Source organism: Fibrobacter sp., from assembly GCA_017503015.1.
In the GTDB taxonomy this organism is placed as follows: Bacteria; Fibrobacterota; Fibrobacteria; order Fibrobacterales; family Fibrobacteraceae; genus Fibrobacter.
The window spans coordinates 42,673-56,877 of the sequence record JAFVTX010000046.1; the positions used below are offsets into that span (position 1 = coordinate 42,673).

Annotated in this window: 17 protein-coding genes; 14 read left to right on the forward strand and 3 right to left on the reverse strand. The window is 53.4% G+C overall.

Annotated features, from left to right (window positions below):
• Positions 1 to 63 precede the first annotated feature (63 nt).
• The 3 genes from IKB43_08095 to IKB43_08105 are packed head-to-tail and all read right to left on the reverse strand — an operon-like array spanning position 64 to position 2,113.
• Entirely contained in the window at positions 64 to 1,476 is a 1,413-nt protein-coding gene (locus IKB43_08095; GenBank protein MBR2470094.1) for a terminase family protein, read from the reverse strand.
• Positions 1,458 to 1,880 (reverse strand): hypothetical protein, encoded by a 423-nt coding sequence (locus IKB43_08100; protein MBR2470095.1) that lies wholly within the window; start codon positions 1,878 to 1,880, stop codon positions 1,458 to 1,460. The genes IKB43_08095 and IKB43_08100 overlap by 19 nt, the downstream gene beginning before the upstream one ends.
• Entirely contained in the window at positions 1,877 to 2,113 is a 237-nt protein-coding gene (locus IKB43_08105) for a hypothetical protein (GenBank protein MBR2470096.1), read from the reverse strand. The genes IKB43_08100 and IKB43_08105 overlap by 4 nt, the downstream gene beginning before the upstream one ends.
• Before the next feature lie 96 nt (positions 2,114 to 2,209).
• On the opposite strand from IKB43_08105, the gene IKB43_08110 reads away from it, so the two are divergent.
• The 14 genes from IKB43_08110 to IKB43_08175 all read left to right on the forward strand — a co-directional run bounded on the left by IKB43_08110 (position 2,210) and on the right by IKB43_08175 (position 14,152).
• The gene (locus tag IKB43_08110) at positions 2,210 to 3,499 is read left to right on the forward strand and encodes a hypothetical protein (GenBank protein ID MBR2470097.1); all 1,290 of its coding nucleotides are present in this window, start codon (positions 2,210 to 2,212) and stop codon (positions 3,497 to 3,499) included.
• Positions 3,500 to 3,509: 10 nt separating this feature from the next.
• Complete coding sequence (locus IKB43_08115; protein ID MBR2470098.1) at positions 3,510 to 4,106, forward strand: DUF2190 family protein; 597 nt, start codon at positions 3,510 to 3,512, stop codon at positions 4,104 to 4,106.
• Positions 4,107 to 4,109: 3 nt separating this feature from the next.
• A complete protein-coding gene (locus IKB43_08120) occupies positions 4,110 to 5,189 on the forward strand; it encodes a hypothetical protein (protein ID MBR2470099.1) in 1,080 nt (359 codons plus the stop codon).
• A gap of 9 nt (positions 5,190 to 5,198) precedes the next feature.
• Positions 5,199 to 5,645, forward strand: a complete 447-nt coding sequence (locus IKB43_08125; GenBank protein MBR2470100.1) for a DUF1320 domain-containing protein — start codon at positions 5,199 to 5,201, stop codon at positions 5,643 to 5,645.
• The gene (locus tag IKB43_08130; GenBank protein MBR2470101.1) at positions 5,642 to 6,205 is read left to right on the forward strand and encodes a hypothetical protein; all 564 of its coding nucleotides are present in this window, start codon (positions 5,642 to 5,644) and stop codon (positions 6,203 to 6,205) included. The genes IKB43_08125 and IKB43_08130 overlap by 4 nt, the downstream gene beginning before the upstream one ends.
• Positions 6,202 to 7,635 (forward strand): phage tail sheath subtilisin-like domain-containing protein, encoded by a 1,434-nt coding sequence (locus IKB43_08135; GenBank protein MBR2470102.1) that lies wholly within the window; start codon positions 6,202 to 6,204, stop codon positions 7,633 to 7,635. Before IKB43_08130 ends, IKB43_08135 begins: the two co-directional genes overlap by 4 nt.
• A 10-nt stretch (positions 7,636 to 7,645) precedes the next feature.
• Entirely contained in the window at positions 7,646 to 7,996 is a 351-nt protein-coding gene (locus tag IKB43_08140; GenBank protein MBR2470103.1) for a hypothetical protein, read from the forward strand.
• A complete protein-coding gene (locus tag IKB43_08145; GenBank protein ID MBR2470104.1) occupies positions 7,996 to 8,529 on the forward strand; it encodes a hypothetical protein in 534 nt (177 codons plus the stop codon). Before IKB43_08140 ends, IKB43_08145 begins: the two co-directional genes overlap by 1 nt.
• Before the next feature lie 78 nt (positions 8,530 to 8,607).
• A complete protein-coding gene (locus IKB43_08150; protein MBR2470105.1) occupies positions 8,608 to 10,599 on the forward strand; it encodes a phage tail tape measure protein in 1,992 nt (663 codons plus the stop codon).
• The gene (locus IKB43_08155; GenBank protein MBR2470106.1) at positions 10,599 to 11,876 is read left to right on the forward strand and encodes a DNA circularization N-terminal domain-containing protein; all 1,278 of its coding nucleotides are present in this window, start codon (positions 10,599 to 10,601) and stop codon (positions 11,874 to 11,876) included. The genes IKB43_08150 and IKB43_08155 overlap by 1 nt, the downstream gene beginning before the upstream one ends.
• Positions 11,866 to 12,861: a hypothetical protein gene (locus IKB43_08160; protein ID MBR2470107.1), complete on the forward strand. Its 996-nt coding sequence runs from the start codon at positions 11,866 to 11,868 to the stop codon at positions 12,859 to 12,861. The genes IKB43_08155 and IKB43_08160 overlap by 11 nt, the downstream gene beginning before the upstream one ends.
• Positions 12,858 to 13,322 carry a phage baseplate assembly protein gene (locus IKB43_08165; GenBank protein ID MBR2470108.1) on the forward strand — a complete coding sequence of 155 codons (465 nt, stop codon included), beginning with the start codon at positions 12,858 to 12,860 and terminating at the stop codon, positions 13,320 to 13,322. The genes IKB43_08160 and IKB43_08165 overlap by 4 nt, the downstream gene beginning before the upstream one ends.
• Positions 13,323 to 13,832, forward strand: a complete 510-nt coding sequence (locus IKB43_08170; protein ID MBR2470109.1) for a hypothetical protein — start codon at positions 13,323 to 13,325, stop codon at positions 13,830 to 13,832. It abuts the gene before it with no gap.
• Positions 13,829 to 14,152 (forward strand): phage GP46 family protein, encoded by a 324-nt coding sequence (locus tag IKB43_08175; GenBank protein ID MBR2470110.1) that lies wholly within the window; start codon positions 13,829 to 13,831, stop codon positions 14,150 to 14,152. Before IKB43_08170 ends, IKB43_08175 begins: the two co-directional genes overlap by 4 nt.
• Positions 14,153 to 14,205: the final 53 nt, after the last annotated feature.

The following is a 14,205-nucleotide window of genomic DNA, read 5'->3' on the forward strand; positions in this document are numbered from 1 at the left end:
ATCGGATGACCGTTTACTAGTCCAAAACAAAAACGGGCTAAAAAGGGCCTTTCTGTGCGATTGTCAGAAACCGTTAAAATTCATGCTTTCCCCTTTGAACGGATTTGCGGTCTGGATGAATACCGGACCCGCGTCACTTGCGTTTTTCGCATGGTATGCAAGTGCGGCTCCCCAGAAGAAGTCGCCGTGACCCTGCTCGGTGCTTGCGGCATCGTAGCGCACGTTCCCGGCACTCGTGACAATCTTTCGGACGGCGTGGATGCTTTCGGCCTGTTCGTCCTCGATTTTGGTATCGATGCCCGGGAACTTCGGGCATTTCTCGATGATAATCTTCTGGTCTTCAAACGCCTGCAAAAGGTTGATGGCAAGGTCGGCCTTTACCGTGTTGGAGAAAAGTACGCCCTCGACCTTGACAGTGCCGAACTTGTCCTGGGCCCGTTCGGTGAACTGGTCGCCACATCCGGTGCGGTCGATACAGCCGCGGACAAGGTTCGGGAGTTTCAGGAACTTGTAGAGCTTCTGTTCCAGGTAACTCCACTTCTTGTTCTGATAGGCTTCTACTGCACGGCAAATTAGGCGGTCGCCGATGTCTTCGAACACGTAGATGACATAAAGGTGACGGTGGCGGGCCACGTCGCACCCCAGGTAGAGCGGGCCTTTAGCCTTTTCAAGCCCGAGCACTCCCTGACGCTCGCAGCTGTGAATCAGGTCGTAGCTGATTATGGCCTTGGATTCGTCCTGCGGGTTGCAGCAGTATTCCTCTTGCCATATTGCTTCGGTAAGGCAGCCTTTGTGTTCGTTTTCCAGCCACGCTTCGCGTTCTTTCCTGGAGAGCTTTCGCCCGCAGATACGGTCGGCGAGGCCTTCTTCTACTGCGAGCTGGATAGGAACGGTGTGCACGCTGTAATCGAGTTCGCCTTTTTTGCACTTGTCGATGATCAGGTAGAAAAGCGAGTTGACGCCGTTGTGCGTAGAGAGTATGCGGATTGAGTAACCCCACATGGCGGCGGGCTTCGCGGCGGCCCACATCTTGCGGTCGTCCTTGTGGTGTGCCGCTTCGTCCCAGACAATCTTACCGCCTTTGGAGCGGAACGCCTTTGGGTTGCTGGATAGCGCGTAAATCTTTGAACCGTTGTTGAACTCGATTACTTTGGACTTTACGCCTTTGTCTTCGTCGGCAAACTCACATTCGGAAATGTCCTCGCAGTTGATTTCCGCCAGCGCCTTTGCAATCGTGTTCAGCTTCGCAACCCAACCGGCTATGTAATCCATGTATTCTGCGGCGGCGGTCATGTCTGCCGAGCTGAAGAATATCTTCAGTCCGGGCTGTTCGATGCAGTCCTGCACGTCTTCGAAACTCTGCACGTAAGTTCCACCGATACGGCGGGACTTTTCGAGGATTTTAACCTTGCTCTTGTCGAGCAAGTACCTCTTTTGGTACGGAAAAAAGTAGTCAATTAGGCTTTGGTCGGGCATAGTCCAAGAGCTTCCTTCATTTTGGCGAGAGCGGCTTTCTGTTTTTCTTCCGGGGAAAGTTCGGACTTGTTGGCCTTGGGTGCCACGGCCTCGTACTTGCGGGCGTGTTCGGCTGTATCGATGATGCGCTGGAGTGCGGTGTAGCGTTCGGCTGCAACCTTTACGCCGTCGAGTTCATCCTGCTTGATCTTGCGGGCCATTACTTCGCCCAGCTCGAACAGCTGCGCGTGGAAGTTCTTTTCGCTGCCGCTGATTTCGGCACGTGCTTCGTCCCAGTGTTCTTCAGATTTCCAGTTCTGAAGGGTGCGCGTGGAGATGTTGAGCCGGCGGCTAATGTCAGCTAGGCTCATCTGGTGAATGGTGTAAAATTCTTTCGCCTTGGGCTTGAGTTCGGACTTGCTCATGGCATTCTCCCGGGCGTAGCGTGGTTTTCGGCACAGCAGGCGCGTATCGTTTCGAGGGCCCTTTTCTGGTCGTCGCTGTACTGTTTCAGAACCGCTTCCCATCGCACCTGGTCATTGGCGGCGTTCTTTTCCCACTTTGCGTTTTCGTTTGTGTAGAAGATGGCTAGCATGACGGCGAAGACAATGCCCACGCCGAACTGTTTCAATGCTTCTTGCCAGAAAGTTTTATCCATGGTATATACCTCCTCGCAAAGTTACCCAATAGGCTCTGACATAGGGCATGACAATGTCATGTCCTCGTTCGCTTTTATTCGGGTATCTTTGAGGCCATGAAAGACAAAATTCTGAAATCGGAAGATTTGAAGGAACCGTGGGTCGAAGCCTTCAAGGTCGGCAAGGTGACCGACATGGCAGGCAAGGAACACGAGTTCAGCGAATCGGACTTGAACGACCTCAACGAAGGTATCCACAACCAGCTTGACGCCGGTTACCAGCCGCCGATGGTCAAGGGCCACCCGCAACTTGACGATCCGCGTGTCGCATCCATTGTCGATTCCAAGGTGGAAGACAACGTGCTGAAGGTAAAGCTCGACGACGTGAACCCGGACTTTGCCGAAGAGGTGAAGAAGGGCGGCTTCAAGTATCTTTCCGCAGCCATTTACAGCAACTTGAAAAAGGGTCTGCGTCACCTGGGCGCTCTCGGTGCGCACGCTCCGGCTATGAAAGGGATGGCTCCGCTCTGTTTCGGCGAAGGTATGTTTGCCGACCAGGACAAGGATGCCACCGAGCAGGACGTGAGCGTCTTTGCGGAGCCGTTTGCCTGGGACCGCCTGGTGCCGCGCAGTGTTTTTGAATCGCTGGTGTACAAGATTAGCGGCATTGGCCGCATGTTCCGCAGCCAGCGCGAACAGCTTATCGAAAAAGACGGCATTGAAGCCGCCGACAAGGTTTTCCCGGAATATGCCATCAAGGATATTGAAGAAGTCGAAAGCGTCTTGAAGGACGCGAAGGACTTCCCGGAACAGCCGAAGCCTGTTGTGGAGAAGCCTGCGGAATCTACCGCTTCTTTCGGTGAACCGAATGAACCTGGTCCTGATTCGCCGGAGAACGGGAAGCAGGATCCTCAGCCTACAACGCCCCCTCACGACGAGCCAACCGCATCTATCCCGGAAGGCAATTCTAGCGAAGCGGCGCGACTGAGCGAAGAGAATGCCGCTCTCAAGGCCGAAAATGAGGCACTCAAGGCCGACAAGCTTGCGGCGCAGCGCCAAAAGGCTGAGGCGGCATTCTCGGAGACTTTGGACAACGCCATTGCAGAGGGCCGCTGCACCCAGATCATGAAAGACAACCTCATGAAGGTCTTTGGCGCTATGCAGGCCCTGCCCGTCGATGGCGAAGGCTGCTTTGGCGAAGGTGACGAGAGAATCAATCCGATGCAAATCCTGGATGAAGCGGTCAAGGCGATGCCGAAAATCGTTTCGTTTGGCGAATTTGCGCCAGCATCTGTTCCGGGAAAGGAATCTGCGGCGGTACGCATCGGCAAGTATCACGATGAACAGCTGGCAAAGGGGCGCAAGCTCAGTTTCGCCGAAGCTGCTGAAGAATGTTACAATCAATAAGGAGTACCTGATGAAGGGCAATATCCTCAACTTTACGGCGGAAACCGCCGTCCCCGCTTTCCGCTTCGTCAAGGCTGGCGAAGCCCAAGGCAATGTTAAACTTGCAGGTTCCGGCGATGCCGTGCTTGGCGTGTCCATGGATGTGGATGTCAAGGAAGGCAACCGCGTCGATGTGCAGCACGACGGTATCGGCCATGTGGAACTGGGTGCCGACGTGACCTACGGCCAGGCACTCTCTTCCGATGCCGAAGGTCGCGGTGTTCCTGCCGAAGGTGTGTCCGGCATCGTGGCCCTTGATTCGGGCTCCGAAGGCGATGTGGTCCGCATCAAGGTGGACTGCGCCGGTTCTTCTGCGACGGCATCCACTGGCGACGAAACGCCTAGCGAACCCACTGAACCTACTGAACCCGAAGGTGGCGAAACGCCTTCCACTGGTGATGACACACCCGCAGGTGGCAACGACACCCCGACAAACACCGAAAGTGGCGATACAACCACTGGCGACGAAACGCCCACCGAACCCACTGAACCTGAAACCAGTGGAACTGAAGGTGGCGAAACGCCCACCGAACCCACTGAACCTGAAAATTCCAACGAAGGAGCATAACCCATGAAGAAAATGACCAAGATCGCTCTTTTCCTCATCACCTTTGCGCTTACCGTCTGCGCCTTTGCAGGTGGCGACGCGCTTACCGCCTGCGGCGTTCCGCAGTTCATCGTCGATTCTCTGGGCTTTGGTAGCGCAGGCGCAAGCTTTGCAACCATCCTGCCCATTGGCGAACAGCAGACCGGCCTTGTGACCGCATTCAAGAACGGTCGCCTGATTGCCGACGAGGTGATGCCAATCAAGCAGCTTGACGGTAACGAACTCGCATTCAAGTATTTCCGCAGGAACATGGGCGACGCCTTCGGTGCCCAGGATACCCAGGTGGGCCGAATGTCCGCTCCGAATGTCGTGTATTTTGGCGGTGAAGAGATTGCAGGGCTTGCCAAGGCTTACGGCTTGCAGACTCCCGTTCCCTACGAAGACCTTGACCAGGTGAAGAACAAGGACCGCTTCGTCAACAAGACCATCGAAAACCTGATTGACCGTATTCTCCTGGACAGGGAAATCCGCATCGCGAAAATCGTTCAGGATGCAGCCAACTATGAATCCTCGCAGGTCAAGACCCTTGCCGCCGATGAAAAGATCGGTGCCGAAGGTTCCAACATCTTCGAGCTGATTATGGATATGATGGAATCCGCCCTTGTGCGTCCGAACGTGCTTGGCATGAGTTCCAAGGTGTTCTACAAGCTGCGTACCGACAAGTCCGTGATTAACGCCATCTGGCCCACCAACAACGGCTCCGGCGTCGCCACCCGCGAACAGATTGCCGATCTCTTCGAGGTTGACCGCATCATCGTCGGTCAGGCCCGCGTGAACACCCGCAAGAACCCGAAGAAGCCCGATCTCACCTCTTGCTGGGGCGAAAACATCTTCGCCCACTACCAGGAAGAACTTTCCGACTTGAAGGAAGGTCTTGCCTGGGGTATGACCGCCCAGGTCGGCGAACGCTACGTGGAAGTCATCGAAGACAAGAATATTGGTCTCAAGGGCGGCGAAATCGTGAAGGCTGGTTTCTACCAGGCTGAACTGGTGACCGCTCCTGGTGCCGGCATTCTCCTCAAGGACGTCCTCAAGGACGCCTAAGGAAAGCTGATGAACTACTGCACTCTCGACGATATACGGGGGCACGTGCCTGACGCGCGTTTGGTGGAGGTCACCGATGACCTCACGCCAAATGCCGACGGTGAAATCAAGGAGAACATCGTGGTCAAGGCCATCGAGGAAAGTTCTACCCTGATTGACGCCTATATAGGCAAGCGTTTTAGGCTACCGCTCCCGCGTATTCCGAGAGTGCTTCGCATGATTTGCGTTGACCTGACGATTTACAACCTTTACGAGCGCCTGACGGAGATGAACATCACCGAAGGGATGAAGCTCCGCTACAATAACGCCATAGCCCTCCTGAAGAGCATTGCAGAAGGCAAGGCGGATATCGGCCTGGACGAAATTGGTCCTGTCGATGAATCCGGATTCAAGGTCTCTTCAAAGCTGGATGGCGGGCCTGCCATTTTCTCGCTTGAATCCATGAGGTCCCTATGACCGATTTCGATATCGAGGATAAGATAAATAAACTCTTTTGCGGAGAGAATGGTAAGACCCCGGCAAAAGAAAGAGATGCCTTTTGGTTTAAGGCTGTTGAAATTGGCTCCGTCGTAACGGTCCTTTCGCGCCCGGGTTTTTCTGCCGCCGTCGTATCGGGCAGCTATGAAAAGGAAGACTCTACCGACAAGCTGAAAGTGACTTCCAAAATTATCGTTTACCTGGTGTTCAAGAATGTTGCGAACGAAGTTGAACGCCGCAAGCTTTTGCACCCTGCAGTCAAGTATGTGGTAGGCAAGCTGCAAGGTAACAACCTTGGTCTTGACATCGAACCCCTGAATGCCAAGAACTGGAAAGAAACGACTACTCCAGAACATCTTATCGACAAGATCCTGGAAGCTGAAATCGAATTTGAAACGGCGTACACGCTGACGCCTGAAACAGAAGAAGCAAGTTACCGCAACCTGCTTTCTATCTGGAGTTCCTTCAAGAGCGAAGAGGAACCGCACGAGGAACTCGCTACATCCAAAGTGAACTTTGATAACGGAGAAACACCATGACACTGACCAACAACATCCCGGAAACCATGATTCCGGGCTCCTACTCGGAATACAACTACTTTGCCGGCCCGAACGGACTCCCGGCGAACATCCAGAAGGTGCTTCTGGTCGGCGACATTGCCGAAGGCGGCACCCTTGCAGTGGCGAAGCCCACGGCGGTCTATAACGAAAGCGAGGTTCTCGCTCTCGTCGGGGCCGGTTCGGTACTCCACCAGATGTACAGGGCTGCAAAGAACGCCTGGAAGTACGCCCAGATTACCCTGGTGCGCCACAAGGCTACTGCGGGAACCCCCGCCACCTGGACCATCACGCTTTCCAATCCGACCGACGAGGATGCCGCGACGGTTGGCGGACTTGTCCGAATCGTCTATAACGGCAAGAAGGTCAATGTGGGCGTGAAAATCGGCGATACTGCCGAGGATGTCGCCAACGGCATCGCCACCGCCTTGAATGCCGAAGTTGCCGCACCGTTTACCGCCGAAGCCGCATCGGGTGTTGTAACCCTTACCGCAAAGGCAAACGGTGCCTACATTTCTGCCGCCAAGGGTGGCGTGAACGTCTCGGTCGAGGTCGTTTCCACCGATATCACGGCAGCAGACCCGATTCTTACTGCGGGAACTGGCGAAATTGACGTGGAAAGCGCACTTGCTGCGGCCTTCCCGGAACGTTTCCACCTGATTGTACTCCCTGCGGCTGACGAGGACAATTTGACCCTCTTGAAGACGCACTTGATGCAGGCCGCTGAACCGCTTGAACAGCGTGGCCAGCGTGGCATTGTGGCTACAATCGTTGCCGGGGCTAGCGACGCCATTTCCCTTGCAACCGACTTCAACTGCGAACGCCTGCACATTGCCGCAGTCAAGAACGCCATTCCCGCCACTACCTGGGAAATTGCCGCAGGCCTTGCCGCCATCTTTGCCAGCAATTCCCAGCCCAACAAGCCCATGAACGGGCTCCCGATCCCTGGCATTGGTCTCCCGGATATTGCCGACAAGTGGAGCGGCGAAGAGCAGGACGCCCTGCTTTATGGCGGCGTGATTCCCCTGGTGGAAGCAGATAGCGAACTTTGCATTGTCCGTGCAGTGACTACTCGCAGCACCAAGGACGGCGTCCGCTTCACCAAGCTCATTGACACGGGTGTTATCGCCTCGCTCGACTATTTCCGCGATTCCATTCTCGCCATGCACAAGGTGAAGTACAAGAACAAGGTCATCCACGAGCTGTTGCCCGATGCCCTGAACGAAGACAACATCGCCGTGGCAAAGAGCCTCGAAGGGGTGCAGATTCTGCGTTTCATTGACCAGTACGCAGACCAGTTCATCACCGAGGAATCGAAGGATGAACCGGGCCGTATGCTCTGCCAGATTCCGGCTCCTGTCGTGCCTGGCCTGAATCAGATCTATTCCACCATCGACCTTTACCTCAACTAAGGAGTGAACCATGAAGATTTCCCAAGTTACAGTCGTTCTTGACGGCGACAAGATTACGGGCTTCAAGCAGTTCAAGGAGAACGAAATCGAAGAAGCCCAGACCGTGGAACTCGCCGATGGCGAAGACGTGGTGGAAGTTCCGCCGAAATACGGTTTTTCGCTTACCGTCGTGCCCGACAGTGGTGCCGATCGGGATTGGACCGGAACCAGCGATGCCACTGTTGTCGTGCAGTACAAGGGCGGCAAGAAGGTGGTGTTCACCGGTTGCCGTCTCCTAAAACAGACTCCGGGTGACATTGACGGTAAGACCGCCAAGGAAACCCAGCTCGACTTCTACGCCCGCGCTCGCAAGGTAAGCTAATGACGGAACTTGAAAAAGCTATCCGCGAAGATAAACCCGACGAACTCATCGAACGCATCAAGGCCTCCCACGATGTCAAGCGTGTCGTGAGTTGGCCGGGCAGGCCGGACATCAAGATTGAAATTCGATTGCTGACGCTTTCCGAAACCCGCAAGGCTAAAGTCGATAACCAGCTGGAGTTCAAACACGACGGCATTGAAGTCACATGGTACAATCAGGCAGATTACCGCGAACAGGAAGCGGCGCACGGCATGTGGCGGGCCTTCTACAATGTCGATACGGGAGAACGTATTTTCCGCTCTGCGGAACACCTGCGCTCGTTCTGTACGCCCGATGAGCTGAAGAAGCTCTGCGACGAATTCAATGCTTTTGTGGAAGAATGTGACCCTAGCCTTGATGAAGTTTCGGACGAAAGTATCGAAACTCTCATTGAAACGCTAAAAAAAACGCCGGACCTGGTTCAATTGAAAGTCGTAAGCTTGAATACGGCCTGGAAGCTAGTGCGTACTTTGGTTGCCCGGTTGCAAGCATAACTGACGCCCAGTGGCTCCTTGTCTTTGCGATGAAGGGGCTTTTGGAACCCAACGAAGAAGATAAAGGATGGCAGACAATTGGCGAATAACGAAGTCACATTGCGAATCGGGGCTGACGCTACAGGTCTCCAGAATGGCCTGCGCCAGTCATCGACTGCCGTCTCTTCTTTCGGGACGAAGGCACGGGCGACCATTGCACGTGTCGGCGGGTCCATGCGTGGCCTTGCCGACCGTATGGTGACTCCGTTCAATTCGTTGGTTCTAGGCGGAGGCCTTGGTATGGCCGTCAAGAACGTGGGCGACCTTTCCGAATCGCTCATGTATTACGGTTTTGCGGCAAAGAAAAGCGACGCGGACACGAAGGTGTTCCGCGAATCGCTGCATAAGACGGCCATCGAAACAGGAGTTGCCGCCAATGAAATCCTGAACGGCGTTTCAAAGATCGGTGAAATTACGGGCCAGTTCGATTTTGCCGAAGAAATGGGCCCGAGACTAGCAAAAGCCGCTAAGGCTTCAGGGGCTTCCATGGAAGACTTGGCTAATGTAGCCTCGTCTTTAAAAGTGACCATGGGCTTGACCGCCGATGAAGTCTCGAAATTCTTCAATTCGCTGATTATCCAGGGCGACCAGGGTTCCTACACCCTGCAAAAGTTCGCAGCTGAAGGCAAGGCTCTGCTTGCTACTACATCGACTCACGGCATCAAGACTGCGGAACAGTTCGCTAGTTTCGGCGGCTATTTGCAGGTGATGAACTCGCAGATTAAGAGCGAAGCGGAACTCACCACATCCGTATCTGCTCTTTTTAGCGAACTTGCGTCAAAGGCAAAAGACCTTAATAAAATCGGTGTCCATGTTGTTGATAAAAACAGGGAATTTAATGATTTTGACGCAATTATGCGTCAACTGATGGATAAAACAAAAGGCGATATCCTGAAATTGGGCAAATTTTTTGGCGCATCATCTATGAAAGCTTTAATGCCCATCATCACCGAATACAAGAATGGATGGGAAACCTTAGATACCATTACGAAAAGCGGCCAAGAGGGTATGACCAATACGAAAGTGTTGGATGAACGCTTCCAAAAAACCGCTAATGATTTCAACAGCAATGTAGACAAGATGAAGGCAGTCGCCCTTCAATTCGCCGATACGAACCTTACGGGCCCCGTGGAGCAGCTCACGACCGCTCTGGGCTTTCTATCCCGCCACCAGGGAATAGTTACGGCGGGCTTCAAGATGATGGCCGTTGCGGCTGCTGCCTTGGGAATGGTCAAAATTGGCGGTCTCGTGAAGGATGTGGCCGGACTTGCCAGGGATATCAAGGGCATCTGGAGCAAGAAGGGTGGTGCCGGGGCATCTGCCGCAGGGACGGGCGCTTCCGCGTTGGATGCATCTGTCCAAAAGGTATTCGTAGTCAATATGCGCAGCGGTTTTGGCGGTGGTTCTGACTACATGGACGATGATGTGCCTATGTATCAGCCTGCTACCCAGAAGGCGGCCCAGGCTATGGAATCGACCACAAAAGAGGTCGGCAGATTCCGCCAGGGCCTTTCCACCGCACGTGCGGGGCTGAACAAGTTCGGGAGCAGTGTCATTGGCGGCACATTGATGACGGCTGCCACAGGCTGGGCCATGAATCAAATCTACAACTTTGGCCAGGCTTTCATGGAATGGCGAAATGTCGTTGCCGATGTCGAGGCCAACAGCCGGGCCATGGTGGACCGTAACCAGGCAGAATTTGAAAAACGGTATGGGCCTGAAGCAGCAAGGTGGAGCAAGAAGCATGGGGACACCCTTCTCGAAATCCAAAAGGAAGAAAACAGCTTCTTGCCGTCACAAAAGAAACTTGACAAGCTTTATGGCGATTTACGGCTATACAATCAGCTGACAAAGAATGCTGTCGCGGCTCAAAAGGGCGATAAAATGATGTCGCCCCAGGAATACATGCAGGCTTTGAACCAAAACATCATTATCAATGTGGATTCCAACGGCAAGGCTGTCGTCGAAACCGACAAGGGCAAGCCGCCCAAAGTCAGCGGACGAAAAACGACACCGGGATGGGGGGCATAATGGCTGAAGAAAAAATTCCAATGCTTGGCCCGTGGAAGCTTCGGCTGGAGTCGATTGGCGACGAAATCTCTCACGCTATAGCCGAAACTAAATACCCTTACAAGAACGGGGCCGATCTCGAAGACATGGGCGTTGAACCTGAAACGCTCAAGTTCTCTGGTGTTTTGATCAATGACGAGTATGACAGAAACTATACCGAGCTGAGAAATTGGTTCCTATCGATTTTCAAAGCGCCAGTCTTGCTGGTACATCCCAAGCATGGCGCGGTTACAGGCTACCCCAAGAACGTATCATTCAGTAATGACCGTCGCAAGAGATATGCCGCATTTACATTTGATTTTGTGGTAGCGCATGTTCAGGACGATATCCAGAGCTATACGGACCCGTATGACGCCAATTTCGAAGAAACACAGGCTCTCAATTTGGAAGTCCAGGAGAGTGTCGCCGTATCGATGCAACAGACCGGCGTTCCCGATATTCCCGGTTCTTCGGACTGGTCGCTTATCGATGTTTGGGGCTCATTAGGCGATGCTGCCCGCAGCTTTGGCGAAGCGACAAACAAGGCCATGGGGCAACTCCTGGGAACAATTGAATCCATAAAGGCCCCTGTCGATGCAATCAATACGACCATCGATTATATGGACTCGCTGTCAGGAACCTTGACAAAGGCTATCCAAGAATGCTGCGATTCTTTCGTGACACTTGCCAGAAAGGCCGGTTCCAACAAGGGCAAATCCAGGGCATCTACCGCCACCTTGGTCACCAACGCTTCATCGATGTTGGCGTCCCTTTATGGTGCCCCCGCAAGCGTTCGGGCTGCATTTGCGACCCTTGCTGCCGCTACTGTCGCTACGGAGACCGCCAAGCAGATTTCTGATGACGAGAAAAAGATGGGCGAATCTATTGCGGCTGAACGAGTCGCCATTGACGATGCCGAAGGCCGCGAACTAGCTTCGGAAAGTGAACCGTATCTGCTTTCCCCCGATGAACTTGAGGATACGTTAGCCTTGGCAAGGGAGTTCATCCAACAGGTTCTTCCGCAGGCTGTAAGCCCCTACAGGCTCAAGAAAATGGCGGCGACGCTGTCGGATGCGGTGCTTCGTATCAAGCTGGAATACATGACCACAAAGACGGTCAATGTGACCCACGAAACACCACTCCACAAGATTGCCCTGGACAACAAGCTGAATTACAAGGCGGCTGAACGCCTTTGCGCATTGAATAACGCCAAGAATCCCACGTTTATGAAAGGCGAGGTGCTTGTCTATGCAGAATGATGAAGTCCTCTTGCTTGTGGAAAAAGCGCATGCTGACAGGTTCGTGAGCTACACGATCGATACCGACCTGTATTCACCGGAAGGCTCGTTCCAGTTCGAAAGTGATTCTAAGTATGAAGTGAACAAGGGCGATTCCTGCGAAATTTTTGTTAATCGCAAACGCGTGATGAAGGGTCTTGTCGATTCCGTGCGTCGTTCTCTGTCTCGAAGCGGGCCAAAGCTGGAAATCGAGGGCCGTTCCGTCGCGTCCGTCCTGGCAGACTCCAGCGTGACAAACTTCGGAACTTTGCCGACTACCTTGCCCGCACTAGCTGAAAAGCTGGTGCGCGACCTTCCGTTTATCTCCAGGAAGGATTTTGTTTTCAAATCGGGCTCCGATAAAGTCAAGGTCAAAAGAAAGTTTGTGGAACTTTCTCCGGGCGACAGCGTTTTCGATGTCCTCAAGAAGGCGGCAAATTCGCAAGGCTTCCTGTTCTGGGCGTCTCCCGAAGGCGAACTGGTCTTTGACAAGCCTGTTGAACGAGGCAAGGCTGATTTCAAGATCCATGCCTTTGAAAATGGCGAGGAAATGGACTATATCGAGGGGTCTGTCACCGAAACAATGAACGGTCAGCACTCGCTTATCAAGGTTATCGGCGAAAGCCAGGACGATAGCGATATCAAGTATGTTGCCGCCTCGGTCAAAAATGACGATTTCCCGTTCTATCGCCCTCTTGTGGTAAACTGGAACGAGAACGAGGGCCCTGCCAAGAAAACCGCAGAACTTCAGCTGGCAACGGAAAAGGCTTCCGCAATCCAGCTCGAATACACGATGCCCGGGCACTCGCAAAACGGTATTCCCTGGACAATCAACGCTTTTTGCGACGTGGAGGACCATTACAACGGCGCTGTTGACTCGTATCTGATTAAACGCCGCACGTTCACGCTCTCCAGGAGTGAGGGCAAGAGAACCCGCCTTGAATTACAGCCTGGAGGCTCCCTATGATGAAATTTTTCACAAGCTTGGTAACCAGCTGCAAGGATGTGGCAGGCAAGCTCCGCAGTATCAGCGGCAAGGCTAACGGTATCGAATTTGAAGGCCGTCAGATGATGCAGCATTTTGGCTTTATCAGCATTCCCAAGGCCGGTGAGCGTTGCCTTTTCCTGCAATTCGGCAATGTCGTCATCGCGGTTGCAAGCGACGGCAAGAACCATCCCGCCGTAAAGGAAGGCGAAACGGCCATTTACCGCGAAAAGGCACACTATATCATCCTCAAGGATGACGGCACCATAGCCATCAAGGCGGATGGCGGCGTCGATGTCGATGGCGACCTGCGCGTGAACGGCGAAGTGAGCGACAAGGTGGGTAAGCTCTCTAAGCTGCGCGATAATTACAACCTGCACACCCATGTGGGCAACCTCGGTGCTCCTACTTCACCGACGGACAAACAGGATACGGGGGCGTAAATGCTTGACCTGGACACTCTCGATTCCGAATTTTCCCGGATTGTCAAGTCTGCCGACGGCAAGACAAGCGTGGCTCCCCAGCTTGCCAAAGCATACGACGATTATGCCAAGGGCGGCGTCATCCTCGGTGCCGACCTTTCTGCTGGCGGCGATAAGTCGCTGCTTGAAAGCGCCTTTACGGTACTTGACCCGTCTAGCAGCACACCCGCCAACATGGCCGCCAAGCTCTGTGCTTATTGGCAGGGGCTCCCGAAGCCTGGAAATGCAGAACATGGCGGTGTTGACGTTGTGTCCGTCGAGCCGACCTTTTCGGCTGTTCAATCGGTGGTTTTGGATGTTATCACGAATTTGGTGAACGAACAAGCGGTTTCTAAACAGGAGGTTCAAAAGCCATACAAAAAGCTTTTTGGTGCCATTGAAGATGTATTGAAAACCGCTGTCTGCACAATCACTGAAGCCATGTCCACGACACCGCCAAGTACGTCGTCTTTCCCGGAGAATTTACAATGACAACAGACCAGATTAAAGAAGAGGTTCAGCTTTCGCTTACCGTAGCAAAAGGTTCATTTTACAAGAAACCTGAATTTGGCCACCGTTTCAAAGAACTTGCCCGTGAAGTGGCATCCGAAAACACCAGGAGCAAAGCCGAAACTTATGCCACCGAGGCACTAAAGTGGATGCTGGACTACAAGCACCTTAGAAGCGTAGAATCGACGGCAACCTATGCCGATTCCGACAAGCTTCTGGTGCATGTGGTATGTGTTGCATACAATGGCGATGTGATTGAATTTAAGCGTTTTGTGGAGGTCGGCGATGTCCGTAACAGTTGATCAAATCTTGCAGCGCATGATTGTCGATGCGAAAAACTACAACCCGACTATCA